This is a genomic window from Stenotrophomonas sp. FR024 (assembly GCF_047500745.2).
GTDB lineage: Bacteria > Pseudomonadota > Gammaproteobacteria > Xanthomonadales > Xanthomonadaceae > Stenotrophomonas > Stenotrophomonas maltophilia_A.
In genome coordinates, this window is sequence record NZ_JAXAXM020000003.1 from 49,340 (window position 1) to 76,054 (window position 26,715).

At 67.0% G+C, this 26,715-nt stretch carries 20 protein-coding genes and 2 tRNA genes; 8 read left to right on the forward strand and 14 right to left on the reverse strand.

Going from position 1 to position 26,715, the window contains the following annotated elements:
• Window positions 1-216 precede the first annotated feature (216 nt).
• A tRNA-Gln gene (locus ACMZ91_RS04285) sits at window positions 217-291 on the reverse strand.
• A gap of 55 nt (window positions 292-346) precedes the next feature.
• A tRNA-Met gene (locus ACMZ91_RS04290) sits at window positions 347-423 on the reverse strand.
• A gap of 119 nt (window positions 424-542) precedes the next feature.
• Between ACMZ91_RS04290 and ACMZ91_RS04295 the strand changes: the two genes are divergently transcribed.
• The 3 genes from ACMZ91_RS04295 (at window position 543) to bfr (ending at window position 2,095) form a co-directional block, all read left to right on the forward strand.
• The gene (locus ACMZ91_RS04295; RefSeq protein WP_032127170.1) at window positions 543-1,163 is read left to right on the forward strand and encodes an RNA pyrophosphohydrolase; all 621 of its coding nucleotides are present in this window, start codon (window positions 543-545) and stop codon (window positions 1,161-1,163) included.
• Window positions 1,164-1,271: 108 nt separating this feature from the next.
• The gene (locus ACMZ91_RS04300) at window positions 1,272-1,481 is read left to right on the forward strand and encodes a (2Fe-2S)-binding protein (protein WP_005411309.1); all 210 of its coding nucleotides are present in this window, start codon (window positions 1,272-1,274) and stop codon (window positions 1,479-1,481) included.
• 143 nt (window positions 1,482-1,624) lie between these two features.
• Window positions 1,625-2,095, forward strand: coding sequence for a bacterioferritin (gene bfr, locus ACMZ91_RS04305; protein ID WP_005419804.1), 471 nt, complete (start codon window positions 1,625-1,627; stop codon window positions 2,093-2,095).
• A gap of 58 nt (window positions 2,096-2,153) precedes the next feature.
• Here bfr and ACMZ91_RS04310 read toward each other — a convergent pair whose 3' ends face one another.
• From ACMZ91_RS04310 to ACMZ91_RS04320, 3 genes are read right to left on the reverse strand one after another with little or no spacing between them, the layout of a single operon-like run.
• The gene (locus ACMZ91_RS04310) at window positions 2,154-4,352 is read right to left on the reverse strand and encodes an ATP-binding protein (protein WP_414578143.1); all 2,199 of its coding nucleotides are present in this window, start codon (window positions 4,350-4,352) and stop codon (window positions 2,154-2,156) included.
• A gap of 1 nt (window position 4,353) precedes the next feature.
• On the reverse strand, window positions 4,354-6,240 hold the full coding sequence (locus tag ACMZ91_RS04315) for an EAL domain-containing protein (protein ID WP_049424052.1): 1,887 nt from the start codon (window positions 6,238-6,240) through the stop codon (window positions 4,354-4,356).
• Window positions 6,241-6,284: 44 nt separating this feature from the next.
• Window positions 6,285-6,902: a DUF4126 domain-containing protein gene (locus ACMZ91_RS04320; RefSeq protein ID WP_005411305.1), complete on the reverse strand. Its 618-nt coding sequence runs from the start codon at window positions 6,900-6,902 to the stop codon at window positions 6,285-6,287.
• A gap of 179 nt (window positions 6,903-7,081) precedes the next feature.
• Here ACMZ91_RS04320 and ACMZ91_RS04325 point away from each other — a divergent pair, with 179 nt between their 5' ends.
• The 5 genes from ACMZ91_RS04325 (at window position 7,082) to ampE (ending at window position 10,792) form a co-directional block, all read left to right on the forward strand.
• Window positions 7,082-7,825 (forward strand): DUF6776 family protein, encoded by a 744-nt coding sequence (locus ACMZ91_RS04325; protein ID WP_019336613.1) that lies wholly within the window; start codon window positions 7,082-7,084, stop codon window positions 7,823-7,825.
• Between the two features lie 4 nt (window positions 7,826-7,829).
• Complete coding sequence (locus ACMZ91_RS04330; RefSeq protein WP_006398829.1) at window positions 7,830-8,294, forward strand: bactofilin family protein; 465 nt, start codon at window positions 7,830-7,832, stop codon at window positions 8,292-8,294.
• A gap of 31 nt (window positions 8,295-8,325) precedes the next feature.
• Window positions 8,326-8,718 carry an iron-sulfur cluster insertion protein ErpA gene (gene erpA, locus ACMZ91_RS04335; protein WP_005419789.1) on the forward strand — a complete coding sequence of 131 codons (393 nt, stop codon included), beginning with the start codon at window positions 8,326-8,328 and terminating at the stop codon, window positions 8,716-8,718.
• 146 nt (window positions 8,719-8,864) lie between these two features.
• Window positions 8,865-9,770, forward strand: coding sequence for an NAD(+) diphosphatase (nudC, locus tag ACMZ91_RS04340; RefSeq protein WP_049424057.1), 906 nt, complete (start codon window positions 8,865-8,867; stop codon window positions 9,768-9,770).
• A gap of 134 nt (window positions 9,771-9,904) precedes the next feature.
• Window positions 9,905-10,792, forward strand: a complete 888-nt coding sequence (gene ampE / locus ACMZ91_RS04345; RefSeq protein ID WP_032127176.1) for a regulatory signaling modulator protein AmpE — start codon at window positions 9,905-9,907, stop codon at window positions 10,790-10,792.
• Window positions 10,793-11,360: 568 nt separating this feature from the next.
• Here ampE and ACMZ91_RS04350 read toward each other — a convergent pair.
• The 9 genes from ACMZ91_RS04350 to ACMZ91_RS04390 form a co-directional block, all read right to left on the reverse strand.
• On the reverse strand, window positions 11,361-11,786 hold the full coding sequence (locus ACMZ91_RS04350) for a DUF2752 domain-containing protein (protein WP_006473646.1): 426 nt from the start codon (window positions 11,784-11,786) through the stop codon (window positions 11,361-11,363).
• A gap of 43 nt (window positions 11,787-11,829) precedes the next feature.
• Complete coding sequence (locus ACMZ91_RS04355) at window positions 11,830-12,108, reverse strand: CD225/dispanin family protein (RefSeq protein WP_032127177.1); 279 nt, start codon at window positions 12,106-12,108, stop codon at window positions 11,830-11,832.
• A gap of 34 nt (window positions 12,109-12,142) precedes the next feature.
• On the reverse strand, window positions 12,143-12,430 hold the full coding sequence (locus ACMZ91_RS04360; protein WP_005419784.1) for a CD225/dispanin family protein: 288 nt from the start codon (window positions 12,428-12,430) through the stop codon (window positions 12,143-12,145).
• 182 nt (window positions 12,431-12,612) lie between these two features.
• Window positions 12,613-14,502 carry an MFS transporter gene (locus ACMZ91_RS04365; RefSeq protein WP_414578146.1) on the reverse strand — a complete coding sequence of 630 codons (1,890 nt, stop codon included), beginning with the start codon at window positions 14,500-14,502 and terminating at the stop codon, window positions 12,613-12,615.
• Window positions 14,503-14,641: 139 nt separating this feature from the next.
• Window positions 14,642-15,436, reverse strand: coding sequence for an SDR family NAD(P)-dependent oxidoreductase (locus ACMZ91_RS04370; RefSeq protein WP_049461643.1), 795 nt, complete (start codon window positions 15,434-15,436; stop codon window positions 14,642-14,644).
• A 140-nt stretch (window positions 15,437-15,576) separates the two neighbouring features.
• Window positions 15,577-17,754, reverse strand: a complete 2,178-nt coding sequence (gene yccS, locus ACMZ91_RS04375; RefSeq protein WP_149908981.1) for a YccS family putative transporter — start codon at window positions 17,752-17,754, stop codon at window positions 15,577-15,579.
• Window positions 17,755-17,883: 129 nt separating this feature from the next.
• Window positions 17,884-19,941 carry a TonB-dependent siderophore receptor gene (locus ACMZ91_RS04380; protein ID WP_248858381.1) on the reverse strand — a complete coding sequence of 686 codons (2,058 nt, stop codon included), beginning with the start codon at window positions 19,939-19,941 and terminating at the stop codon, window positions 17,884-17,886.
• 363 nt (window positions 19,942-20,304) lie between these two features.
• On the reverse strand, window positions 20,305-23,427 hold the full coding sequence (locus ACMZ91_RS04385; RefSeq protein ID WP_049461640.1) for an efflux RND transporter permease subunit: 3,123 nt from the start codon (window positions 23,425-23,427) through the stop codon (window positions 20,305-20,307).
• Window positions 23,428-23,458: 31 nt separating this feature from the next.
• The gene (locus tag ACMZ91_RS04390) at window positions 23,459-26,692 is read right to left on the reverse strand and encodes an efflux RND transporter permease subunit (protein WP_100437674.1); all 3,234 of its coding nucleotides are present in this window, start codon (window positions 26,690-26,692) and stop codon (window positions 23,459-23,461) included.
• Between the last annotated feature and the right edge of the window lie 23 nt (window positions 26,693-26,715).

A 26,715-nucleotide genomic window follows, 5' to 3' on the forward strand; every position in this document is an offset into this window, starting at 1 on the left:
GCCGGGCTTTTGTCGTTCTGGGGTCGTGGATTTCCTGGTTGCCGGCCAGCGGCCGGCACTACCCGTGGTCCGCATGCCTGACCCCGGTCTCTGTCTGGAGAAGAGCCCCCTTGTTGTTCAAGGGGGTGCGCCGACAGGCGCGGGGATAAGGTGGAATGCGCGACCAAATTAAAAACAAAAGGCCAGATCTTTCGATCTGGCCTTTTGCTTTTAATTTGGCTGCCCCGGATGGATTCGAACCACCGAATGCCTGAGTCAGAGTCAGGTGCCTTACCGCTTGGCGACGGGGCAAAACGTGCAACTATTTTCTCACTTTTCACGCTGAAAAACAACTTGATTTTCAGTGTGGTGGCTATGGGTGGACTCGAACCACCGACCCCAGCATTATGAGTGCTGTGCTCTAACCGGCTGAGCTACATAGCCTTGGTGAGCCCGCTATTCTGCGGATGTGTATCGCCCCTGTCAACACTTTTGTATCGTGCTTGTGGGCCGACAGGCGGCATGGGATAGTCCCGACCAGTAGATTTTTAGGAGTCCGCATCGTGATCGATCCGGACGGCTATCGACCGAACGTCGGCATTGTGCTGATGCGGCAGGACGGCCAGGTGTTCTGGGCACGACGTGTGCGCCGGGACGGCTGGCAGTTCCCGCAGGGTGGCATGAATACCGACGAGACGCCTGTCGAGGCCATGTATCGTGAACTGCAGGAAGAGACCGGCCTGCTGCCTGAGCACGTGGAAGTGCTCGGGGCAACGCCCGGCTGGCTGCGCTACAAGCTGCCGGCGCGGGCCATCCGCCGCAACGAGCGGCAGGTCTGCATCGGCCAGAAGCAGGTCTGGTTCCTGCTGCGCCTGACCGGCGACGAGTCCCACGTGAAGCTGGACCACACCGACTCACCCGAGTTTGACCACTGGCGCTGGGTGGACTTCTGGTACCCGGTGGAGCACGTGGTGATGTTCAAGCGTGGCGTCTATGCGCGCGCCTTGCGACATCTGGCGCCGTTGGCGCGCGGGGTGGCCGGGCAGGGCGTGACCGCCATGCCCAAGAGCGCTGCGGAGGCCTGGATGCCGGGCCATACCGCCGGGCATGACCGCCCACGCAAGCGCCCACGGACCCGCGGCTACTGGCCGAAGAAGGCCACCGGCGATGGTCCGGCCACGTGACCGGCTGAACCGTATCGAGAATGGTTCAGGTCTCTGATTGACAACCATTCTCGTTTCCATTGGAATAGCCAACAGGCCACTCTTGGCCTGTCAGCCCGGTTCACGCCTGTGTACGTCTGCATCTGCAACGGAGTCACCGACCACCAGATCCGCGAAGCCGCCAGCCATGGCGTCAGCACGGTGGCCGAACTGACCATGCGTACCGGTTGTGGTGCCACCTGCGGTTCCTGCCTGGACATGGCCGGCGATCTGCTGGCCAAGGCGCGTGCCACCCACGATCTGCCGCTGCCGGTCCTCGGTCTGGCCCAGGTCGCCTGATCGTCTCTTTCGCGGCGCGTTGACGCCGCGCTTTCGCATCCTTCACGTGCGGCCGCACAGGCCAATGCGCACGATTCGCGTTCCTTCACGGCCGCGCGCAAGGCGTTAAAGTGCCTGCGTTTTCAGCGTGCAGGAGCACCCCCATGAAGGGCGACACCAAGGTCATCGAATTCCTCAACAAGGTCCTCTACAACGAGCTGACCGCGATCAACCAGTACTTCCTGCACGCCAAGATGCTGAAGAACTGGGGCATCAAGGAGCTGGCCGAACACGAGTACAAGGAATCGATCGACGAGATGAAGCATGCCGACATGCTTGCCGACCGCATCCTGTTCCTCGAAGGCCTGCCGAATTTCCAGGCGCTGGGCAAGCTGCGCATCGGCGAGAACCCGACCGAGATCCTGCAGTGCGACCTGTCGCTGGAGCGCGACGGCGTAGTGACCCTGCGCGAGGCCGTGGCCTACTCCGATTCGGTGGGTGACTACGTCAGCCGCCAGCTGTTCGTGAAGATCCTCGACTCGGAAGAAGAGCACATCGACTGGCTGGAAACCCAGCTCGACCTGATCGAGCGTATCGGCGAGCCGAAGTACCTGCTCAGCAAGCTGGAAGAGTGACGTAGCGTCGAGCTTGCTCGACTGTGATCAGCATGGCGATGGTCGAGCAAGCTCGACGCTACCGATGCTGTGCCAGGTAGCCCGTCAGCGCCACGCGCGCCCGGGCGAATTCGGCAACCAGCAGCGCCACCGCCACTGCGGGGCGCTGCAGGCTGCCACTACGGGCTTCGTGCTCGATCCGCTGCGCGATTGCCGACAGCGACAACGCCCCCACGTTCGCACTCGATGATTTAAGGCTGTGGGCGATTGCCTGCAGTCGCGGCTCGTCGCTGCTCTGCGCGGCCTGCTGCAGCTGCTGCACCATCGCCGGCGCATCCTCCAGGAACACCGAGACGATCTGGAGGGCGGTATCGCCGATCACCGCGTGCAGTTCGTCCAGCACATCACGGTCCAGCACCGGTTGCGTCACCGCTTGGCTTTTCGTCTCTTGTAGAGCCGGGCCATGCTCGGCTGGCGGGATCCCACTGGCCCCGGATGCATCGCCGTCGAGCAAGCTCGACGCTACGACATCGCGTGATCGCTGCCCCCAGCGCCTCAACAGCGCATGCAAGGTGGCGCGTGCGATCGGCTTGGACAGGTAGTCGTCCATGCCGGCCTGCAGGCAGCGTTCGCGGTCACCGGCCATGGCGTTGGCCGTCATCGCGATGATCGGCAACCGCGAGCGCCCTGTTTCCGTTTCTTCCGCACGCCAGCGGCGCGTGGCGGCGTAGCCGTCCAGCACCGGCATCTGGCAATCCATCAGCACCACGTCCACGCCGCCCTCGCGCAGGGCGGCCAGTGCCTGCTCGCCGTCGGCGGCGTTGCGCACCTCGCACTGGAACACGCGCAGCAGATGCTCGGCCACCATCCGGTTGACCGTGTTGTCTTCCACCAGCAGCACGCGCAGGTGCAATGGCGGCAGCGTCGGTGCGGGCAAGCCGTCTTCGGCATTGGCCAGCAGGGCGGCAGGGCGGGCAGGCGTGGCAGGCGCCGCCAGCAGTGCATGCAGGGCTGCATCATCGAAATGCGGGAGCAGCTGGCGTTGGCGCGGGCGTTGTGCAGGCGTGTCTTCCTGCAGCCACAGTACCTGCAGTGCATCATCGTCGCCGCGCTCGGCCAGCGCCTGCTGCAGCGTGACCTCGCCGTTGCGGCGGGTGCGGGAATCGACAATCAGCCATGCCGGTGCTGGTTGTCCGGGCCGCGCGGGAGCGCGCAGGCGCTCGACCACGGCATCCAGCTGTGCCAGCACCTGCACCTGCAGCCCATGGTGGGCGGCGATGCGCTCGATGCGTGCCTGCAGCGTTGCATCGGCGCTGAACAACAGTAGCGCTGCGGGGGCGCGCGCCATCGCAGGCAGGTCGCCGGGTACTTTCAGCAGCGGGATCTCGAACCAGAACGTTGCGCCCTGGCCGGGCGTGGACTGCACGCCGATCTGCCCGTGCATCAGGTCGATGATGCGCTTGCAGATGGCCAGGCCCAGGCCGGTGCCACCGTAGATGCGCGTGGTCGAGGCATCGGCCTGGCTGAAGGACTGGAACAGGCGTGCCTGCAGTGCCTCATCGATGCCGATACCGGTGTCGATGATCTCGAAGCGCAGCTGGTGCTGTGCCGCACCTTCGCCCAGGCGCTGCACGCGCAGCTGCACCTGGCCGCGGGCGGTGAACTTGATGGCATTGGCCAGCAGGTTGCTCAGCACCTGGCGCAGGCGTACCGGGTCGCCGCGCACCGGCAGGCGCACCGATGGGTCAAGCTGCAGGGCCAGGGACAGGCCCTTGGCATCGGCGGCGCGTTGCATCAGCTGCACCACGCCATCGAGCAGGTCGCGCAGGTTGAAGCTGGTGATCTCCAGTTCCAGCGCCTGCGCTTCCAGCCGGGAGTAGTCGAGGATGTCGTCGACGATGCGCAGCAGCTGCTGTGAACTGGCCGAAGCGGTGGCCAGCATCTGCCGCTGGTCTTCACCCAGCGGCCCGCGCGCGATCAGCTCCAGCATCGGCAGGATGCCGTTGAGCGGCGTGCGGATCTCGTGGCTCATCGTGGCCAGGAACTCGCCCTTGGCCAGCACGGCCGCTTCGGCGGCCTGCTTGGCCTGCAGCAGCTGCTGTTCCAGCTGGCCCTGGCGTTCGGTGGTGCGGCGCAGCTGGTCGCGCTCGCTGGCCAGCGCGCTGTGCTCGCGCTGCAGCTGGGCCAGTGCCCGGTTGCGCGCGCGCAGGCGCAGGCCCAACAGCAGCAGTGCGACGGCCGCAGCAAGGGCAACCAGCAGCACGCCCCACAGCGGCACCTCAGAGCACCGCGTTGTGGAAGTCGAAGTTCAGGTCACTGCCGGCCGACTGCACCATGTTGCCCTGGATGTAATCGACGCCGCCGACCCACATCGCTGCCGCGGCCTGCGGGTCCTCGATCTGCTGGCCGATGATCTGCAGCCCGGCGGCATGCGCCTGTTCGATCGCCTTGCGCAGTTCCTCGCGCGTGGCCGGGTTGGAATGGCTGCTGGAGAACCGCGCGGCCATGCGCACGAACGACAGCGGCAGCTGGGTCAGCAGTGCATCGGCTTCGCCACTGGGTTCGAACTGGCTCAGGCAGAAGCGCACGCCGGCGCCGGCCATGCGCTGGCAGAACTGCTGCAGCGGCACGGTGTGGATCAGCGCGTCGGGCAGGCGCACGTCGATCACCAGCGCACTGCCGGGCAGGTCACGCTGCTGCAGTGATTCCAGCAGCCAGTCGCCAAAGGCATCGCGCTGCAGGGTGCGCAGCGACTGCGAAACGAACAGGTTCAGCGGTTGCGTTGCGTGCCTGTACAGGTCCAGCAGGCCCAGCGCATGGTCCATCACCTGCTGGTCGAGGTCGGCGATGCGGCCTGCCGCTTCGGCGGCGGGAATCACCTGGCCGGCCGCCAGCACCGTGCCGTCGGCCTGGCGCAGGCGCAGCAGCAGCTGGTACTGCGCGGTGTTGCCACCGGCGACAGCGACGATCGGCTGATAGGCCAGCTCCAGCTGGCCTTCCAGCAGTGCCAGGTGTTCCTGTTCGGTGACGGCCTGGCGATGCACGTGGCCCGCCACGCCGGCGCTGAGCAGACGTGCCTGCAGGGTGGTGCGCTCGACCGCTTCCAGTGCAGCGTTGGCATCGTCGAAGCCCGGCGACAGCGGCGCGTAACCCACCACGCCGCGCAGATGCACCGATTCATCATCACGGATCACGAAGGCGCGTGCCGAGAGCTGCTCACGCAGGGTCGCGGCGATGCTTTCCAGGCTGTCTTCATCGGTATTGCGGGCCAGCAGCAGGAAGCTGTTGTCGTTCAGGCGTGCCAGCAGGTGCGGATGGCCGGCCTCGGCCAGGCGCTGCCCGGCCTGCACCATCAGGCGCTCGAAGGCGGCGTAGCCATAGCGTTCGCGCAGGCCCAGCGCGCTGGCCACTTCAATGAAGAACACGCCGCCCCGGTCGCGATGGGTGAGGGTGGCGTTGAGTTGCTGCAGCACGTGGTGACGTGTCGGCAGGCCGGTTTCCGGATTGCTGGTGGCCGGTGCGCCGGTAGCACCAGGCAGGGTCGCTGCCTGCGCACGTGCGCGGCGGATGCGGTTGGCCACGGCGGCGATCAGGTGGCGGGGGCGGATCGGCTTGCTCAGATAATCGTCGGCGCCGCTGTCGAGCACCTCGAACTGGCGTTCCGGGTCCGGATCGCCGCTCAGGAACACGATCGGCAGCAACTGCAGGCCAGGCTGCTGGCGGATCAGCGCGGTCAGGCGCATGCCGTCCAGGCCGGGCAGGTGCAGGTCCATCAGGATCAGGTCGGGCCGATGCTCCTTGATCGCCTGCAGCGCGCCGTCGGCATCGCTGTGCACGATCGCCTGCATGCCGGCGCCATGCAGCACGCTCTGTGCGAACAGGGCCTGCGCGCGGTCGTCCTCGACGATCAGCACGCGGTAGGGCGAATCGGAGGGCGGCGGCGCCTGGTCGTTGTTGCCAGCCTCGGCCAGCACGGCCGGGGCCGGCAACGGCGGCGGTGCGCTGCCGATCGATGCGGGTGCGTCGGAGGCGGCCAGCGGCGGAACCGCGGCCGGCGCTGCGGCGACCGCGCTCGCCGGTTCAGCGGTCCAGCGTTGCCAATGATCGGCCGGAGGGGTTTCAGCGCGTCCCGGGCGGGCGCCCGCGGGGGATTCGTTTGCGGCCATCGGTGCTCCTGGTGTTCGCGTCCATTATGCGACAAGCCCGGCGATCAACCGGTACCGGGCTGGCGTGGACTGTCGGGCGACGCACTGCGTGCCAGCCAGCGCACGCCCTTCCACAAGGTGCGCCAGACCAGCCACACCAGCAGCGCGCCGGCCAGGCTGCAGGCCAGCACCACGATCAGCGCGATCCACGGGTGTGCCAGGGCCAGGGCCAGGCCACCGACCACCACGGTGTCCTCGGCGGCGGAGGCCACCCAGTTGCTGGCAGGCTCGGGCGATGTATTGAGCAGGGCGCGGGTGCCGGCCTTCAGGCCATGGCTGGCCAGCGCGACACCGGCACCGGCAGCAAGTGCGCCGGTGCCCAGCTGCCCATCCGGCGACAGCGTGGCTGCGGCAAGGAAGGCACCTGCGGGTACGCGTGCCAGGGTCTGCACCAGATCCCACGCCGAGTCGACGCCGGGAATCTTGTCGGCGAAGAATTCGGTCACCGCCAGCGCTGCCGAGGTGCCCAGCACCCACCACGATTCCGTGGCCTGCAGGGCCGGCGGCAGGTCGACCCAGCCGAGCAGGCCGGCCAGGCCGACACCGAACACGGTGAGGTAGACGCGGATGCCGGCCAGCCAGGCCAGCAGGATGCCGATCACGAACAGGTGGGCTTCGGTCATGGCGATGCTCCGGCGACGGAACTGTGCAGGGGACCACACTATCGACGATGGCATGCCTGAACGCCACAGACGGTGGCTCGCCACTGCGCAGGAAACCCACCCGTCCTGTCATACACTAGCCCGTCGTTTGCCACAGGGGCCGTACCGGTGTCGCCCTCGCGATGCCCCGGAATCCACCCATGACCAACCGTCCTCCCATGCGCGTGCAGGTGCGCCTGCCCGGCGCGCCGCAACCGCCGGCCGACCGTCGCCGCCTGCTGGTGATCGGCGGCATCTGGCTGCTCAGCCTGGTGCTGGCCGTGCTGGGTGGCTGCTGGATGGCCACGCCGCGCGATGCACAGGGCCAGCGCCTGCAGGCCGCCGAGAAGCGCGCCGAGACGTTGCAGGCGCAGCTGACCGAACTGCGCCAGAAGCAGGCCACGCTGGAAGCCTCCGACCGCATCAGCCGCGCCGCCAACACCGAGGTGCAGTCCTCGCTGGCCGAACGCGATGAGGAAATCGCCGGCCTGCGTGCCGACGTTGCCTTCTATGAGCGCCTGGTGGGTTCGACCAGCCAGCGCAAGGGCCTGAACACCCATTCGATCGAGTTCAGCCCGGAAGCGGCCGGCACCTGGCAGTACACCGCCGTGCTGACACAGAACCTCAACCGCGGCGCCATCAGCCAGGGGCAGATGCGTTTCACCGTGGAAGGCGTCAAGAACGGCAAGCTGGCCACGATCAGCTGGGATGATCTGCACCAGCGCAGCAAGGTACCGGGACAGGATTACTCGTTCCGGTACTTCCAGCAGCTCACCGGCAGCGTGATGCTGCCGGCTGACTTCACCCCGCAACGCGTGCGGGTGACATTGGGGAGTGGTACGGGGGGTACCACCCAGGTATTCGACTGGAAACAGGCCGGTGCGCCGGCCGCCAAAGGGGAGTAGGCAGATGTTCGGAAGCAGCAAATCCAACCGTGAAGGCCAGCTGGTGGTGGATGCCCTGATCGGCAACCAGGTGGTGATCCGCGGTGATGTGGAATTCAGTGGTGGCCTGTATGTGGAAGGCCGCATCCACGGCAAGGTGATCGCCGCCGAAGGCGCCAGCGGCGCGACCTTGACGGTCGCCGAGCATGGCGTGATCGAAGGTGAGATCCGTGCCCAGGTGGTGGTCATCAGTGGACGCCTGGACGGCGACGTGCATGCCACCGAGAAGGTCGAACTGACCCCGAGCGCGCGGGTCAATGGCAACGTCCATTACCAGGTGGTGGAGATGAATGCGGGTGCCCAGCTGAACGGCCGCCTGATCCATGCCAGCGCCCCGATGGCGGCCCTGCCGGCCCCGGAAGGTGATGAGGCCAATGGCGGCAAGGGTGACACCGCCGCACGCCGCAAGCTGGCCGAGGCGATGGCTTGAAAGCCATCGTCGGCACCCCCATGCTGACACCATGAGCACGCTAGTCTCCCTGCCCGGCGCCACCCCGGTTGCCGCGCCCGATTACCAGTCGCTGGAGCGCCCGCTGAACTTCACCGAGTCGGCGGCCGCCAAGGTCAAATCCCTGATCCAGGAAGAGGGCAACCCCGACTTGGCCCTGCGCGTGTACATCGAAGGCGGTGGCTGTTCGGGCTTCCAGTACGGGTTCGAGTTCGACGAGAACCGTGCCGAGGATGACCTGGCGGTACAGACCAGCGGGGTGACCCTGCTGGTCGACCCGCTGAGCCTGCAGTACCTGATGGGCGCCGAGGTGGACTACACCGAGAGCCTGACCGGTGCCCAGTTCGTGATCCGCAACCCGAACGCCAAGACCACCTGCGGCTGCGGCAGCAGCTTCAGCATGTAAGAGACCTGTGGCCGGAAGGTGCCAACCAAGGTTGGCACCTCTGTAGATCCACGCCATGCGTGGATGCTGTGCCTGCACGCCCACACCGGCAGATTGCGCACAGCGCCGAACTTGCCACCTGCATCGATTGGCGGCACGCTTGCCGGATGCCCAATACTCCTTCGCCGCTTTCCGGTTTCGCTTTCGTTGGCGAACCGCTGGAGCGCGCCGATGCCCTGCGCGACGATGCCGATGCACTGGCGCGCCTGTGGCCGGGCGCGCGCATTCTCGTGCTCGATCAGGACGGCAGCGCCTTCACCGGCGATGACGACCAGCCGCTGGCGCTGACCGGCGCCGACATCGGCGGCGGCCCCGGTGCCGCGATCTTCCTTGGCCTGCGTGGCGAGCAGGCCTGGTTCTCGGTCGAAGCCGCCAACGTTACCGTCACGGCCCCGCGCCGCCTCGACCTGCGCCAGGCCGCACTGCTGTGGCCGATGGCCGATGCGACCGCCTTCAGCTATGCCCGCGGCATGTCCTACTGGCATTCGCGCACCCGCTTCTGCGGCGTGTGCGGCGGTGCCGTGGCGTTTGCCCGTGGCGGCTTCGTTGGCCGTTGCGCGCAGTGTTCCACCGAGCATTACCCGCGTGTCGATCCCGCCGTGATCGTCGCCGTGGAAAACCAGGGCCGGCTGCTGCTGGGCCGGCAGTCGAACTGGGCACCGCGGCGTTACTCGGTGCTGGCCGGCTTCGTGGAACCCGGCGAGACCTTCGAGCAGACCGTGGTGCGTGAAGTGCACGAGGAGAGCAAGGTACGGGTGACCGCCTGCCAGTACCTCGGTTCGCAGCCGTGGCCGTTCCCGGGCGCGCTGATGATCGGTTTCCGTGCACAGGCGCAGGATGACCTGCCGACCGTGGATGGCGAGCTGGAAGATGCGCGCTGGTTCAGTGCCGACGAGGTCGGCGCGGCACTGGCACGCGATGTGGAGGACGATGGCCAGGGCATCCGCCTGTCGCCGCCGATCTCGATTTCGCGCGGCCTGATCGAACACTGGTACCGGCAGCAGAAGGGCTGAGCGGGGCTGACGGTGGCGCCTGTATTGCCGCCACCTGAACACGGCCCGGGTTACAGTCCGGTTCACCGCTGAGGGCGCCGCTGCGACAGGTAAGGTAGCGACGCCGAGCGTTCTGTTTCGTAGGGAGACCTGCCATGTTCACCACCCTGGCCGCCGTGCTGGTGGCACTGGCCCTGGGCCATGTTGCCCCGGCCGCTGCCGCCTCGCTGCGCCGTTTCGACGGCTTCCGGCGTTGGCTGGGCTGGCTGGACGCGCGCGGTGGCAAGGCCTGGCAGGGGCCGGCAGGCGTTGCCCTGGCACTGCTGCCGCCGCTGCTGCTGATGGCGCTGCTGGCGTGGCTGCTGCGTGGGGTGCTGTTCGGCCTGCCGTCGCTGCTGCTGGGCGTGGCGGTGCTGGCGTGGTGCTGGGGCCCGCGCGATCTGGACCGCGATATCGAAGCGATCATCGATGCCGATGACGCGGCGACGCGCCAGGCCGCGGTGCGTAACCTGCAGGCGGCCGGTGGCAGCCTGCGCGAGGACATTCCGTCACTGGTCGAGGCAACCGTGCTCAACGCCTTGCGGCGCTGGTTCGCGGTGCTGTTCTGGTTCCTGCTGCTGGGCCCGGCCGGTGCTCTCGGTTACCGGCTGCTGGCGCTGATGGCGGAAAGCCCGATGCGTGCCCGCGTGCCGGTGGAGCCGCTGGCGCTGGCGCAGCGCCTGCTGGGCTGGATCGAGTGGCCGGTGGCGCAGCTGATGGCATTTTCGATGGCGCTGGTGGGCAACTTCGATACGGCGTGGAAGGCCTGGCGCCAGGCCCACGGCGAGCGCCTGGCCGGCAACATCGGCTTCCTCGGCGCGGTGGCGCGGGCCAGCGTCAATGCCGAGCTGCGCGAGGATGCGCACGATTACACCGAGGCGGGGCTGTTGCCGGTGTGGCAGCGGTTGCCGGACCTGCGGGATGCGATGAGCCTGGTGTGGAGGATGCTGCTGCTGTGGCTGGCGATCCTGGCCCTGCTGGTGATTGCAGGCTGGGTGACGTAGTTGCTTTGCAGGGCTTGCAGCCCTGCACCTGCAGAAGCAACGGCAACGGCAACGGCAACGGCAGGATTGCTGCGGGCTGGCGGGGTGGATCGGATGGCGGGGGACGCCGTGAATCCGTCCATGGAGGCTTGGTCGCCGCATCCATGCGGCTCACACCCCCGCCATCCGACCCACCCCGCCTTCGACAGATTCCCGCGGCTGTTGGTAGGTGTCGACCTTGGTCGACACGGTAGATCCACGCCATGCGTGGATGCAGAGCGAAGCGATCCGCTTCCGCTTTTGATCTTCTCTTTCTTTTCCGTGGTGGACGCGCACGGAAACTGTCCGTGGCCGGGCGGGATGGGTTTGCGGGGGTGTCCGCGGCATGGGCCCGAGGCATGCCTCGGGCGGGTTGGGCAGGAGGCTCAACCCCGGTCTTGCCGTGTGCGCAGGACAGCGCACACGAGCAAGCCGCGGCCAAGCCTCCACGGACGGATTCACGGCGTCCCCCGCAAACCCATCCCGCCCGGCCAACCCCATGATCGACAAACGCCGCCCACCACGAGGGGCTGCGCCGTTGGCTGGAAACCTAGATCGGTGCCAGTGCGGTGAACGGTGCCCACGGCAGGTTGCGCAGCAGCGCATACCCGGGCAGCACCCAGAGCCAGAACACGGGATTGGCCAGCACCCGCATCAGCGGGTCGAGCACACGCGGGCGGATGCCGGCGATGTTCAGCAGCATCAACAACAGGAACGGCAGGCTGATGACCAGCAGCGGGTTCATCGCCATCGCGCCGGGCAGGTCGAAGTGGACCAGGGAATACAGGCAGCGCGTGCTGCCACAGCCCGGGCAGTACAGGCCGGTCAGCGCGTACAGCGGGCAGCTCGGCAGGGGATTGCCGGCGACATACGGATTGACGTTGCGCAGCACCACCGTGGCACCCACGGCCAGGCCGGCGGAAACCAGCAGCGGTGCCCAGCGGGCGAGTCGGGAACGAGCGGGAAGCGCGGACATGCAACAACGGATCCGGCGCAGGCGCCGGATCCGTCCAGGCGTATCAGTAGTTGCCGTTGCTCATCGCGCCCATGCCGCCGAGCACAACGAAGAACAGCACGTACAGCACGACCAGCACGACCCAGGCGATGGCCGACCACATGGCCCACTTCTTGGCCTTGGCGGCGGAGTCCTGGGCGCCGGCGATGTCGCCGGCCGCCAGCTTGCCGTTGACCTGGGCGGCGTAGACGATCGACACGATGCCGGCCGGCAGGCAGCAGAACAGGGTGGTCAGGATCGCCCAGACCAGGTTGTTCGGGACCTGCGGAGTAGCAGTATTCATGGGTTCAAGCTCCTTGATGGGTGGTGGTGGTGAATCATTGGTCGGAAAGAGCGCCCAGTACGGCCAAGCCGCCGAACAGCCCGAACCACAACAGCAACAGGACCGGCAGGGCCACGGCCGAAGCCACCGCCCACCAGCCCGCTTTGCGCGACGCACTGTAGGCCCCCGGCAGGTCGCCGGCCGCGCGGCGGCCATCGACCTGGGAGGCGTACACGATCGACACCACGCCCAACGGCAGGCAGCAGAACAGCGTCGTCAGGATCGCCCAGACCAGATGGTTGGGGATGTAGACCGGACGGCTGAGCGGTGGTGGTTGATTCAAAGCGAGACTCCATTCCTTGGTGGCCGGCCATGATGAATCGGCCGGACCTCCCCCCTGTGGGTGCGTAATCTACCGCAACCTGCGTTGCATGTATGCGTTTACAGTCACGACATGTCGCGTACACCACTGGACGGTGACGTATGTGGGGGAGTCCGCTGGGCCCGCTCGGCGGGCCCATCTCGTCAGGCGTGATCGCCGCGCAGGGCCCGCACCTGGGCCTCCAGCACCGGCGCGCTGGTGCTGTGGCCATCCACGGCCGCTGCCGCCACCACCTCGACGGTGGCGCGGAAACGGCGCGGCACGCGCATGCGGCCCAGGCGGCTGTCGCGCCGGCTCCACATGCTCGACCACATGCCGCGCAGCGCCATCGGCACCACCGGCACCGGCCGCCGTTCGAGGATCTTCTCGACACCGGACTTGAACGGTGCCATCGCACCATCCTTGGTCAGCGCGCCTTCCGGGAAGATGCAGACCAGCTCGCCTTCGGCCAGCGCAGCGTCGATGTCATCGAACGCGCGCTGCATCAGCGCCGGGTCTTCGCGCGCACCGGCGATCGGGATCGCTTTGGCGGTCCGGAAGATCCAGCGCATCACCGGGATGTTGAAGATCTTGTAGTACATGACGAAGCGCACCGGGCGCGGGATCGTCGCCGACAGGATCAGTGCGTCCATGTAGCTGACATGGTTGCAGACCAGCAGCGCGGCGCCCTCGTCCGGCACGTTGGCCTCGATGCTGTGCGGGCGCAGGCGGTACAGGGTGCGCACCATCAGCCAGCTGAGGAAGCGCATCAGGAATTCGGGGACGATGGTGAAGATGTAGATCGCCACCAGTGCGTTGGCGATGGCCAGCGCCAGGAACTGCTGCGGGATGGTCCAGTGCAGCAGCTTGTGCGCGGCCAGCGACAGCAGGGCTGCGCCGACGATGAAACCGGAGTTCTGGATGTTCAGCGCCGCAAACACGCGCGACATCTGCGCCTTCGGCGTGCGGCTCTGGATCAGCGCGAACAGCGGCACCACGAAGATGCCGGTGAACAGGCCGATGCCGATCAGGTCGATGACGATGCGGATGCTGCCCGGCTGCTGCAGGAACGTCCCGATGGTCAGTCCGTGCACGGTCGCTTCGCCACTGCGGGCGAAATACAGGTCGAGCAGGAACGCGGTCATGCCGAACGCACCCAGCGGCACCAGGCCGATTTCCACCGTGCGCGCCGACAGCTTCTCGCACAGCAGCGAGCCAACGCCGGTGCCGACCGAGAACAGGGCCAGGGCGAACAGATACAGCTTGGGTTCGCCGCCGAGGTTGGCCAACGCGTAATTGGGCAGCTGCGATGTCAGCACGGTACCGACGAACCAGAACCAGGATACCCCGAGGATGGCGTTGCGCACCGCCTTCTGCTGCCGTGCCATGCGCAGCACGACCCGCGACTCCGGCAAGGGGTTCCAGTTGATCTTCAGGTTCGGATCGCCGGCGTCGACCTTGGGAATCAGGCGCGCCGCGATGTTGCCGCAGATGGCCAGAGCGATCACCGCTGTGGCTGCCACGATCGGACCGTGGCTGCCCGCAAGCAGGAACACAGAGCCGCCGATGATCATGCCGGACAGGATCGAGATCGAAGTACCCATCTCGACCAGGCCGTTGCCGCCCGTCAGTTCCTCGGGTTTCAGCACCGAGGGCAGTACCGAGTACTTTACCGGGCCGAACAGGGTCGACTGCATGCCGGTACAGAACAGCGCGACCAGCAGGAACGGCAGGCTCTCGGTGATGAAACCGACAGCCGCCATCGACATGATCACGATCTCCATGGTGGTGGTGATCACGATCAGCCGCGATTTCTCCAGTTTGTCGGCGATCTGCCCGGCCAGCGCCGAAAACAGGAAGTACGGCAGGATGAAGATGGCTGGCGCCAGCGTGGTGTAAAGCGAACGCTGCTCCTCCGAAACGCCCAGATAGAACAACAGGCCGATGATCGCCTGCCGGTACACGTTGTCGTTGAACGCTCCGAGCGCCTGGACGACGAAGAACGGCAGGAAACGGCGCTGGCGCAGCAGGGCGAACTGGTTGTGACCGGACATGGAGCCTCCTTGACCGGCGCAGCCTAGCATTCCTGCCTATCCGCCGGGACCATGGCGGGATGCATCCACGCATGGCGTGGATCTGCTGAAGCCCCACAACTGTGGGTGCGGACCGTTGGTCCGCACACCCTGATAGGTCTCAGACGATATCGTCGACCACGCCGCCATCCACGCGCAGCGCCGCACCCGAGGTCGCCGAGGCTTGCGGCGAGGCCAGGTACACCACCATGTTGGCCACTTCCTCGACCGTGGCGGTGCGCTGGATCACCGAAGACGGCCGGTGAGCCATCACGAACTCGCGGCCGATCTGCTCCAGTGGCTTGCCGCTGCGCTGGCGTTCATCTTCGAACATCGCCGCGAAACCGTCGGACAGGGTCGGGCCGGGCAGCACCGCGTTGACGGTGACGCCGCTGCCGGCCACGCGCTTGGCCAGGCCGCGCGACAGCGACAGCTGCGCGGTCTTGCTGACACCGTAGTGGATCATGTCGGCCGGAATGTTGCGTGCCGATTCGGACGAGATGAACAGCACGCGACCCCAGCCGGCATCGACCATCGCCGGCAGCAGTGCCCGCGACAGGCGCACGCCGGACATCACGTTGGTCTGCCAGTAACGTTCCCAGGTCGCGTCTTCGGTCTCGAAGAAGTCCTCGGGGCCGAAAATGCCGGCGTTGTTGACCAGGATGTCGACCTTGGGCAGGCCTGCCAGCAGCGTGTCGACGCCGGCCGCATCGGAGAGGTCGGCGGCCACGCCGAGCACGTCGGCACCCGGAACGGCGGCGAGCAGGCGCTGGCGGGCGCGTTCGACGCTGTCGGTGCTGCGGCCGTTGAGAATGATCCGCGCGCCCGCGTTGGCCAGGCCCTGGGCAATCGCCAGGCCGATGCCGGCGGTGGAGGCGGTGACCAGCGCGGTACGGCCGGTGAGTTCGATCTTCATGGAGGAATCCGGGGCAGGGGATCACCCAGTATCCGCGCGGGAACGTGATCGGGATGCATCGCCATACGCAACGCACGGTTGCACGCGATGCAGTAGATCCACGCCATGCGTGGATGGAATGTCCGACCAGCGATGAGGGATCAGGTCAGGCTGCGCACCGCTTTATTCGCCGCCGCCCGCACCTTCGGCAGCATCCGCAGCACCAGCGCCATCTGCGTGCGGATCAGCTGCAGCTTCGGCGGCATCGCCTCGTCGATCTGTTCCAGTTCGGCGGCCACCGCGCGGTCGGCATCATTGTCCTCTTCCGCGACCGGCTGCCGAGCGGTCAGGGCCGTCGCCAGCTGCTGCAGCGCCTTGCGCACGCGCTCACCGGCAGCCAGCGCCAGCGGATCGCCGGCGTAGCTGTCCACCTGGTCGCGGTGCGCACCCAGCGCCGACAGGTGCCCGAGCAGTGTGTTGGACAGCGCCAGGAAGTGGAAGCCGGCATCCAGATTGCGGCGCACATGGCCGGGCTCACGCAGCATGTTCGACAACGCGGTGGACAGCGCGGCGTCGGCGTTGTGCATGTCGCGGCGGGCGATGCGGTAGGCCAGATCGTCACGCATGCCGCTGCGGTACTGGCCCAGCACCGAATCCAGATAGCGCGCGGCGGTGTCCAGCACCCGCGCCAGCACAAGATGCAGCTGCCGGCCCTGCCAGTCGGGCAGGATCAGGAAGGCGGCCGCGGCGGCGATCGCACAACCCAGCAGCGTATCGACCATGCGCGGCACGATCAGCACGAAGCCGTCGCCGATCAGGTTGAAGCAGGTCAGGGCCATCACCGTGATCGCCGCCGACGCCACCAGGTAGCGGTCGGTGCGGGTGAAGAAGAACAGCAGCGCCGACAGCAGCGCGATCAGCAGCTGCACGTGCAGTTGCGGGAACAGCTGCAGCAGTGCCCAGGTCAGCACCAGGCCGGCCACGGTGCCGACGATGCGTTGTGCAAGGCGCTGGCGGGTCGCGCCGAAGTTGGGGCGGCACACGAACACGATGGTCAGCAGCACCCACGAGCCGTTCTGTGCATTGAACAAGCGGATTGCCGCGAAGCCGGCGATCAGGGCCAATGCCATGCGCAGGCCGTGGCGGAACAGGACCGAGCCGGGCGTGAGCTGCTGGCGCACGCGCACGCCCATCTCGCGCAGGGTGTGCGGGTTGCTGTCGCGCAGGCGGGTATCGACGTTGTCCAGGCTGGCCTCGGAGCGCTCGGCATCCAGCAGGCGGCGCTCGATGCTGCGCAGGTTGTGCACCAGCAGATCCAGCGAGCCAAGCAGTCGCTGCCACTGCGGCCGCTGCTGGTCGCGCAGATAGGCCAGCGCATCGGCCAGGTCGCGCCCGGCCTGCTGGTTGCTTTCGCCATACACGAACGGACGGCGCAGGCGGATCGCCTCGCCCAGTCGCGCGCAGGCCTGGCCCTGCAGGTCGAGCAGGCGCTGGCAGCGGTACAGCACGTCGCTGTGGAAGAAGGCATCGACCAGCGCGCCGTACGGGTAATGCGAGGAGCTGGCGCGCTCGTGGAAATCCTGCGCCATGTAGTACAGGCGCAGGTACAGGCCGGAATTGACGCCCGGCCGCCCGGAGCGGCCGAAGCGGGCCAGGATCGCGGTCTTGGCTTCGTTGAGCGCACCGACCACGCGCCGGTTCTGTTCGGCCAGGTCGAGCTGGCGACGCTGCAGGTCGGCCTCGCGCACCGGCTCGAACAGTGTTGCCTTCAACTGCAGGTAGCGGCCCAGTTCAACGTACAGTCGCGCCACGCGTTCGCGTACCGGACGGTTGGCGAACAGTGCGGTCCACAGGATCGACAGCAGGCCGTACCAGACCGCACCGGCCAGCAGGTGGCTGACCGCGTCCAGCGCGCTGTGCAGGTCGCTGGCGCCATGCTGCTCCAGCCCGATCATGGTGTAGATCGCCAGCGTTACCGTGGCCTGGGCGATGGACGCATAGCGCTCGCCGAGCGCACCCAGCAGGGTCAACCCGAAGGTGGACAGCGCCAGCGCGCCGATGAAGATCCATGGCCAGGGGAACAGCCAGATCACCGAAGCGGCGGCGAGGCAGAAGCACAGCAGCGACAGCAGTACCGCCTTGGTACGGCCCCACCAGTTGTCATCGGTCTCGGCGATGGCGCTGGCGATGATGCCGAGGAACACGCCGGGCAGGGCAGTGAGCGCGTCCAGCTGCCAGCACACGGCAAGCGCTGCGGTCAGGGCGATGAACACCCGAAGGCCATAACTGGCCTTTTCGTGGGCCCACAGGCGGCTGAGGCGGGATTCGCGGGCGGGCATGCAGGCTCGGTGGAAGGGTCTCCCACCATTATTGCGGGTGCGGGGTGAAATATGGAGTGCGGACCAACGGTCCGCACCCACCGTCCATGTGCGGGCCCGTCGTCCGCATGGACGGCGGGGACCGGCACCTTACATCTCCCAGCGCACGCTCACCGCGAACGTGCGCGGCAGGCCGGCGCCGGCGTTGGACCAGTACTTCCGGTTGGCCAGGTTCTCGACGCTGGCACGCAGGGTCACCGGATGGCCGGACGCCAGCAGGCGATAGCCGATGCCTGCATTCACCAGCGTGTAGTCAGGCAGCTTCAGGGTGTTGTCGGCGTCGTACCAGACATCGCCGTAGTAGCGCACGGCGGCATAGGTCTCCAAGCCGTCTACCCACGGCAGCTGGTAGGTGGCGTGCAGTACGCCGCTCCAGCGCGCAGCACCGGCGGTACGGTTGCCTTCCTGTGCGGCGCTGCCCGGGGACAGCTTGTCGTAGGTCGGATCCAGCCAGGTGACGCCGCCGCCGACGGTCAGTGCATCGTTGAGGTGCAGGTCGGCACTGGCTTCAATGCCTTCGTACAGCGTGATGCCGTCCTGCACCAGGCGCTTGCCGGCCGGCGTGAGCTCATCGATGTTGGCACCACGTTCCAGCCGGAACGCGGCCACGTTCGCATTCCAACGCGCCGCTTCGACCTTGGCCCCGATCTCGTACTGCTTGCTGATGGTGGGATCGAGCACGTCACCGGCGTTGATGTAGCTGTTGCCTACGCGGCTGCCCGCTTCGAGCGACTCGATGTAGCTGGCGTAGAGGGTGACCGCCTCGCTGGGCTTGAACATCACGGCGTAGGTCGGGGTGACCGGGTAGGTGTGGTACCGCCCCTTGGTTTCGAAGTCGTTGTAGCGCCAGCCCGCCAGCACCGACCAGCCGCTGCCGAGGTTCACCGTATCGCTTGCGAACACCGCCTGCTGCACCGTCTCGTCGCCGCGGGTCATCACCCGCGAACCAACGGCGTCGTGGCGGATGGCATGGCGCTGGTACAGGTTGGCGCGGCCAATCAGGTTCCACTCGTAGGGGCGGTCCCAGCCCAGTCCGGTCTGGTGGCTGATGCCCGCCACCACCTGATGCTGAAGGGGGCCGGTGCGGAAGCTGCCCTGCAGCATCGCCTGGGCCAGCTTCCACTCGCTCTTGCCACCCAGTTCGTAGACGTTGACGTCGTAGTCGCCGTTGAGATCGTCGATGTAGGCGAAGATCTTGTTGACGTCATTCCACGAGGTGGTGACGCCGTAACTCAGGCTGGCTTTCCAGTCGCTGTTGATCTGCCAGTTCAAGCCGGTCGACAGCAGGCTGGAGCGTGTGTCGTAGTAGGTGCCGGGCACGCTGTTGTCGGTATCTCCGGCGATCGGCCGCGGCAACGAGGTCAGGCCACGGAAGTAGTACTGCGGCGATTCCTCGCGCAGGTCGCGCGACTGGAACACACCGTCGAAGGTCCAGGTAAGCGCATCGCTCAGGCGCGCGTCCAGCGACAGTGCGCCCACCTTGCGATCGACGTGTCCGCCATTGAAGGTCTCGCCTTTTTCCTGGAAGGCGTTGAAGCGGTAGCCGAACATCTGCTCGTTGCCGAAGCGGCCGCCAACGTCGATGCCGCCGCTGACGATGCCTTGTTCGCGCCAGCCCAGCTGGGCGGAGAAGGTGGGCGTGTCCGTCGGCTTCTTGGTGATGTAGTTGACGATGCCGCCGGGGGTGCCGAAGCCATACAGGAATCCGCCCGGGCCTTTCAGCAGATCGACCTGTTCCATCACTTCCAGCGGCCATTCGGTGCCCCAGGAAGAGACCTGCAGGCCATTGACCCGGTAGCTGTCGTAGTTCAGCTCCAGACCGCGGTTGCGGATGGGCGAGCTCCAGCCACTGGCATAGGCGCTGACCTGGGTGCTGACCGAAGGGTCGAGCAGGAAGGCTTCGCCCAGCGAGACCACCTGGCGCTGCTCGATCTGCTCGCGGCCAACAGCGGTGATCGCGAACGGAGTGTCGCGCAGGGCGCGGTCGCCCAGTGCGCCAGCGTCGGTATGGGTGCGTTCGGCGGTGACCTTCACCGCATCCAGATCGGTGGCGTTACGGCTGACGGCCGGCGCTTCGGCATGGGCAGCGCAGGCGGCTGACAGGGCGATGGCCAGCAGGGCCAGGCGGGGGGAACGGGAAGGCAGCATCGATGGTGGTCCTCGACGGACGGCCACAGGCCATCCGCCCACGGGTGGGGGAAGGGGCAGTGGCTGGGATCACGCAGGCTGGCCGGAGATGGCAGCGGGGCGCCGCGAAGGGGCGCAGGACCATGGCTGGATGAGAATTGTTCTCTTTTCGTTACGGCACGTCAAACCCGGAGGTATGCGGACCAACGGTCCGCACCCACCATCCGTGCCCACGGTCCGCACCCACGGTCCGCGCTCACGGTCCGTACCCACCATCCGCTCCCACGGTAGTGCCGGCCGCTGGCCGGCAGATTGGCTGTACGGAGAACGCCGGCCAGCGGCCGGCGCTACCAGTAGATCCACGCCCTGCGTGGAAGGGCCCTTCTACGCCCGTTGCGCGCGCTTGAGCAGCTTCGCTTCGCGCCTGCGTGCGCGACGTGCGCGCCAGCGCTCGGCCAGGCACGAGAAGATCACGTACAGCGCCGGCGTGCTGAGCAGGGTCAGGCTCTGCGAGAACAGCAGGCCGCCGATCATCGCGATACCCAGCGGACGCCGCAGCTCGGACCCTTCGCCGAGGCCGATCGCCAGCGGCACAGCAGCCAGGATCGCCACCATCGTGGTCATCATGATCGGGCGGAAGCGCACGATGCTGGCCTCGCGGGCGGCGTCGCGGGGCGCCAGCCCGTGCTCGCGCTGCGCCACCAGCGCGAAGTCGATCATCATGATCGCGTTCTTCTTGACGATGCCGATCAGCAGCACCAGCGCGATCATCGAGATCACCGACAGTTCGGTATTGGTGCCGAACAACGCCAGCAGCGCACCTACGCCCGCCGCCGGCAGCGTGGACAGGATGGTGACCGGGTGGATCAGGCTCTCGTACAGCATGCCCAGCACCAGGTACACGGTCAGGATCGCGGCAAACACCAGGATCAGCATGTCGCTGGGGTCGGAGTTGAAGCCGAAGCCCGCATCATCGGCCAGGCGGATGTCACCGGGCATGCGCATGCCGGCCACGGTCGCGTCGATGATCGCCTTGGCCTCACCCATGCTCACGTTCGGAGCCAGGTTGTAGCTGAGGTCCATCGTCGTGTACTGGTTCTCGTGGGTGATCTGCGACGGGGCCAGGCCGGGCATCTGCGTGGCCACCGCGGTGATCGGCACCATGTCGCCGTTGCGCGCACGCACGTACACCTCGTCCAGCGCGGCGGGGGTGGCGGTCTGCGAGGGCAGGGCGTTGACCACCACGCTGTACTGGTTGATGTCCGAATAGATGGTGGAGATCTGGCGCTGGCCGAACGCACCGTACAGCGCACCGTCGATGGCACCCACGGTGATGCCCAGGCGTGCGGCCTTGGCGCGGTCGATCTGGATGTTCTGGCGCAGGCCGGCGTTGTCCACGTCGGTACCGACATCGCGCAGCTTGGGGTTCTTCTTCAGCTCCGCCTGCAGCTTGGGCAGCCATTCCTGCAGCGATGCCAGGTCGTTGCCCTGCAGCGAGATGCGGTACTGCGCGCCCTGGCTGGAACCGCCGCCATCGTTGCTGGGCAGATCCTGGATCGCGCGCAGGCGCAGCTGCAGGTCGGGGTAGCGGTCGGCCTTGGCGCTCAGTCGCGCCAGGGCATGTGCGGTGGTTTCGCGGCGGCCTTCCTTGCGTGATTTCAGCTCGACGTTGAACTGTGCGCTGGAGCCCTGGCGACCGCTGCCCAGGCGCACACCCACGGTCTTCACCGCCGGGTCGGCCATCAGCATGTCGGTGATGCGGCGCTGGCGGGCGACCATGTCCTCGAAGGATACGGTGGCGCTGGAGTTGGCGCGGCCCCAGATCAGGCCGGTGTCCTGCGGCGGGAACGCGCCCTTCTTCACCGCGCCGAACAGGAAGACGGTGGCACCGATCAGCAGCAGCGGCGTCAGCGACAGCAGCAGCGCATGGCGCAGAGAGAAATCCAGGAACACGGTGTAGATGCGCAGCATGCGCTCGTGGCCGGCATCCAGCCAACGGCCGAAGCGCGACGGCGGCGCCGTGTGGTCGTGGGCGCTGAGGAAGCGGCTGCACAGCGCCGGGGTCAGGGTCAGCGAGACGATCATCGAGACCACGATGGCCGCCACCAGGGTGACGGTGAACTCGCGGAAGAACGCGCCCATCATGCCGCTGGCGAACAGCAGCGGGATGAACACCGCCACCAGCGAGGCGGTGATCGAGACGATGGTGAAGCCGATCTCGCGCGCGCCGGTCAGCGCTGCCTGCATGCGCGGCATGCCTTCGTCGAGGTGGCGCATGATGTTCTCGATCACCACGATCGCATCGTCGACCACGAAGCCGATCGCGATCACCAGCGCCAGCAGGCTCAGATTGTTCAGGGTGAAACCCATCACGTACATCACCAGCGCGGCACCGGCCAGCGACAGCGGCACGGTCACTGCGGCGATCAGCGTGGGTGCCAGCCGGCGCAGGAACAGCGCCATGGTCAGCACCACCATCGCCAGGCTGATCAGCAGAGTGATCTGCACTTCATGCAGCGACGAGCGGATGGTCGGCGTACGGTCGAAGTACGGCGTCATCGTTGTACCCGGCTGCAGATAGTCGCGCAGGGCGGGAATCTGTGCCTTGACCCGGTCCACGGTCTCCACGATGTTGGCGCCGGCGCGGGTGAACACGTACATCACCACCGCCGGCTTGTGGTCGAACCACGCCGCCTGGTAGGCATCCTGCTGGCCGTCGTAGACGTTGGCGATGTCCTTCAGCCGGATCACCCGGCCATCGCCCTGGGTCTTGACCACCAGGTCGGCGAAGTCGGCGGCGCGTGCCACCGAATCGTTGGCGATGATCGCGGTGGTGGTGTTGCCATCGCTGAGGAAGCCGGTGGGCGAGGTCACGTTGGCCGCGCGCACGGCGTTGCGCAGGTCGTCGGCGGTCAGGCCGAGTGCGTTCATCAGGCGCAGGTTGACGTCCACGCGTACCGCCGGCGTCGAGGCACCGGCGATGTCGACCGAAGCAACACCGCTGATCTGGCGGATGCGCTGCGCCAGCAGCGAGTCGGCCACGTTGTACAGCTCATCGGCCGACTGCGTCTGCGAGGTGAGCGCGATGGCGATCACCGGGTCGTCGTTCGGGTTCGCCTTCTGGTACATCGGCGAGCCCATGCCCGAAGGCAGGTCGGCCTGTGCCGAGTTGATCGCGGTCTGTACGTCCAGTGCCGCCGAATCGATGTTGTGGCCGCTCTGGAAGATCATGAACACCAGCGAGCTGCCTTCCGAGCTCGACGAGCGCATGCGGTCGATGCCCGGCAGCTGGCCGAGATGACGTTCCAGCGGCGCGGTGACCGTGGAGGCCATGGTTGCCGCATCGGCACCGGACTGGCTGGCGTGCACGAAGATCACCGGGATCTCGATGTTCGGCAGCGCCGACACGCCCAGCCGCAGGTAGCAGATCAGGCCGACCATGAACAGGCCGATGGCCAGTAGCGCGGTGCCGATCGGGCGGCGGATGAAGGGGCCGGACAGGTTCATCGTGCGGCCCCCCGCGGCAGCGGGGCGTGGATCATGCCTGCGGCTCCTGCAGCGAACCGTCGCGCAGTGCGCGCTGCTCGCGGCGGCGGGCCAGCCATTCGGAGAAGCGCTCCATATACAGGTAGATCACCGGCGTGGTGTACAGGGTCACCAGCTGCGACAGCAGCAGGCCGCCGACGATGGCGATGCCCAGCGGGCGGCGCAGTTCCGAACCGATGCCGGTGCCCAGTGCCAACGGCAGCGCGCCGAGCATGGCCGCGGCGGTGGTCATCATGATCGGGCGGAAGCGCAGCAGGCAGGCGCGGCGGATCGCTTCATGCGCGTTGGCGCCGGCGCGGCGCGCCTCGATCGCGAAGTCCACCATCATGATGCCGTTCTTCTTGACGATGCCGATCAGCAGCACGATGCCGACGATGCCATCCACCGACAGGCTCAGCCCGCACAGCATCAGTGCCAGCAGCGCGCCGACACCGGCCGGCGGCAGCGTGGAGATGATCGTGATCGGGTGAATGTAGCTCTCGTAGAGCACGCCCAGCACGATGTAGATCACCACCAGCGAGGCCAGCAGCAGCCACACCACATCGGTCTGGCTGCCGGTGAATTCGGCGGCCTTGCCGATGAATTCGGCATGCAGGTGGGTGGGCATGTCCAGGCTGTCCTTGGTCTCCTGGATTGCACGCACGGCTTCGGACAGCGAATAGCCCGGCGCCACGTTGAACGAGACCGTCACTGCCGGCAGCTGCTGCTGGTGGCTGACCACCAGCGGTGCACTGCTGACCTTGCCTTCGGCCAGTGCCGACAGCGGAATGATGCTGCCCGCGCCGACGGTGATGCCGGTGTTCTGCGCGCCGATGCCGGTAGCCGTCGATGAGTTCGACGAGGTGACCTGGCCGAAACTGGTGGCATTGGTGCCGGTCAGTGCACCGGCACCATTGGAGGCAACGGCCAGCTGTTCCATCAGCGCGGTGCTGGTGCGGAACTCCGGCGCCACTTCCAGCACAACCCGATACTGGTTGAGTTCGGTGAAGATGGTCGAGATCTGGCGCTGGCCGAACGCATCGTAGAGGGTGTCGTCGATGGTCTGCATCGGCACGCCCAGCACGCTGGCCTTGTCGCGGTCGATGTTCAGTTCAAGCGCGCGGCCCTGGTTGGACAGGTTGTTGTCGACGTCGGCCAGTTCCGGGCGCTTGCGCAGCGCTTCGGTCAGGCGTGTGGCCTGGGTGGCCACGGTCGCCGGATCGACGTCCGACAGCGAGTACTGGTACTCGGTGGCGGCCACGCGGGTATCCAGGGTCACGTCCTGGACCGGCTTCAGGTACAGGGCCACGCCCGGAATACCGGCCACCGCCTTCTGCAGGCGCGGCAGGATCTTGTCCAGGCCGTCGCGCTCGCCGCGTTCCTTCAGCACGATCGACAGCTGGCCCTGGTTGAGCGTGGGGTTCATGCTGCCCGCGCCGATGAAGGCTGACACGCCGGTCACGTCCGGGTCCTGGCGCAGCGCTTCGGCCACCTGCTTGGTGCGCTGCTCCATCTGCGGGAAGGCGATGTTCTGGTCAGCCTGGACCACGCCGGTGATCAGGCCGGTGTCCTGTTCGGGCAGCAGGCCCTTGGGAATCAGCACGTACAGCAGCACGGTCAGCACCAGTGCGCCGCCGGCCACGGCCAGGGTCAGGCGCTGGTGGTCCAGCACCCAGTCCAGGCTGCGCTCGTACAGGCCGACGGTGCGCGTCCACAGGTTCTGCTTGCCGGCCGCCGCCGCACGCTCATGTGCGTCCTCGCCTTCGGGCAAGGCGTCGGGCTTGAGCAGGTAGGCGCACATCATCGGGGTCAGCGTCAGCGAGATCAGCATCGACAGCACGACGGCGATGCTCAGCACCCACGCGAACTCGTGGAACAGGCGGCCGGTGACGCCGGGCATCAGCAGCAGCGGCAGGAACACCGCCACCAGCGAAACGGTCAGCGACAGCACGGTGAAGCCGATCTGGCGCGCACCGATTTCGGCCGCTTCCTTGCCACTCTTGCCCTGCTCGATGTAACGCACGATGTTCTCGATCATCACGATCGCATCGTCGACCACGAAGCCGGTGGCCACCACCAGCGCCATCAGCGAGAGGTTGTCCAGCGACATGCCGGCAAAGGCCATCACCGCGAAGGTGCCGGCCAGCGACAACGGCACCGCCACCGAGGGAATGATCGTGGCCCACAGGCGGCGCAGGAACACGAAGATCACCGCCACCACCAGTCCGATGGTCAAGATCAGGGTGAACTGCACCTCATGCACCGAGGCGCGGATGGTCTCGGTACGGTCGTTGAAGATCTCCAGGTGCACGTCGGCTGGCAGCACGCCCTGCAGCTGCGGCAGGATCGCGCGGATGCGCTCGACGGTCTGCACGATGTTGGCGCCGGGCTGGCGGCGCACTTCCAGCAGCACCGCCGGCTTGCCATCGGCCCAGGCGGCCAGCTGGTCGTTCTCCACGCCATCAACCACTTCGGCCACGTCGGACAAACGCACGGGACGTCCGTTCTTGTAGCTGATGATGGTGTCGCGGTACTCGGCGGCACTGGTGAGCTGGTCGTTGGTACCAATGCTGTAGGACTGGGTCTTGCCGTTCAGCGAACCCTTCGGCGCGTTGACGTTGGCCTGGGTCAGCGCGCTGCGCAGCTGTTCCAGGGTCAGGCCCATGTTCGACAGCTGCGCCGGATTGACCTGGATGCGCACGGCCGGGCGCACGTTGCCGGCGATCGAGACCAGGCCCACGCCCTGCACCTGCGACAGTCGCTGGGCCAGGATCGAGTCGGCGTAGTTGTTGACGTCGCGCAGCGGGCGCGTGTCAGAGGTCAGTTTCAGGGTAACGATGGCCGCGTCGGCCGGATTCACCCGGTTGTAGACCGGCTGGTAGGGCAGCGACGAGGGCAGGGTGGCCTGGCGGATCGCCGCCTGCACGTCCTGCGCGGCAATGTCGATGTTCCGGTCCATCGAGAACTGCAGGATGATCGTGGACAACCCGGCCGACGAGTCGGAGGTCATCAGCTCCAGCCCGGAGATCTGCCCGAACTGGCGCTCCAGCGGCGTGGTGACCAGCGAGGCCATGGTGGTGGCGTTGGCGCCGGGGTACTGGGTGGTGACCACCAGGCTGGGCGCATCGATTTCCGGCAGCGCCGACACCGGCAGCTTGCGGTAACCGAGGATGCCCAGCAGCAACAGGCCCGCCATCAGCAGCGAGGTGGCGATGGGGCGGCGGATGAAGATCGTCGAAAAGCCCACGGACTGATCCTTGCTGGCACTTC

Bases quoted from the DNA above. Each gene is read 5' to 3' on its own strand.
- bfr (WP_005419804.1), top strand. From the start codon at position 1,625: ATGAAGGGCGACACCAAGGTCATCGAATTCCTCAACAAGGTCCTCTAC.
- ACMZ91_RS04315 (WP_049424052.1), bottom strand. From the start codon at position 6,240: ATGGCCGCAAACGAATCCCCCGCGGGCGCCCGCCCGGGACGCGCTGAA.
- ACMZ91_RS04320 (WP_005411305.1), bottom strand. From the start codon at position 6,902: ATGACCGAAGCCCACCTGTTCGTGATCGGCATCCTGCTGGCCTGGCTG.
- ACMZ91_RS04325 (WP_019336613.1), top strand. From the start codon at position 7,082: ATGACCAACCGTCCTCCCATGCGCGTGCAGGTGCGCCTGCCCGGCGCG.
- ACMZ91_RS04330 (WP_006398829.1), top strand. From the start codon at position 7,830: ATGTTCGGAAGCAGCAAATCCAACCGTGAAGGCCAGCTGGTGGTGGAT.
- erpA (WP_005419789.1), top strand. From the start codon at position 8,326: ATGAGCACGCTAGTCTCCCTGCCCGGCGCCACCCCGGTTGCCGCGCCC.
- nudC (WP_049424057.1), top strand. From the start codon at position 8,865: ATGCCCAATACTCCTTCGCCGCTTTCCGGTTTCGCTTTCGTTGGCGAA.
- ampE (WP_032127176.1), top strand. From the start codon at position 9,905: ATGTTCACCACCCTGGCCGCCGTGCTGGTGGCACTGGCCCTGGGCCAT.
- ACMZ91_RS04350 (WP_006473646.1), bottom strand. From the start codon at position 11,786: ATGTCCGCGCTTCCCGCTCGTTCCCGACTCGCCCGCTGGGCACCGCTG.
- ACMZ91_RS04355 (WP_032127177.1), bottom strand. From the start codon at position 12,108: ATGAATACTGCTACTCCGCAGGTCCCGAACAACCTGGTCTGGGCGATC.
- ACMZ91_RS04365 (WP_414578146.1), bottom strand. From the start codon at position 14,502: ATGTCCGGTCACAACCAGTTCGCCCTGCTGCGCCAGCGCCGTTTCCTG.
- ACMZ91_RS04370 (WP_049461643.1), bottom strand. From the start codon at position 15,436: ATGAAGATCGAACTCACCGGCCGTACCGCGCTGGTCACCGCCTCCACC.
- yccS (WP_149908981.1), bottom strand. From the start codon at position 17,754: ATGCCCGCCCGCGAATCCCGCCTCAGCCGCCTGTGGGCCCACGAAAAG.
- ACMZ91_RS04380 (WP_248858381.1), bottom strand. From the start codon at position 19,941: ATGCTGCCTTCCCGTTCCCCCCGCCTGGCCCTGCTGGCCATCGCCCTG.
- ACMZ91_RS04385 (WP_049461640.1), bottom strand. From the start codon at position 23,427: ATGAACCTGTCCGGCCCCTTCATCCGCCGCCCGATCGGCACCGCGCTA.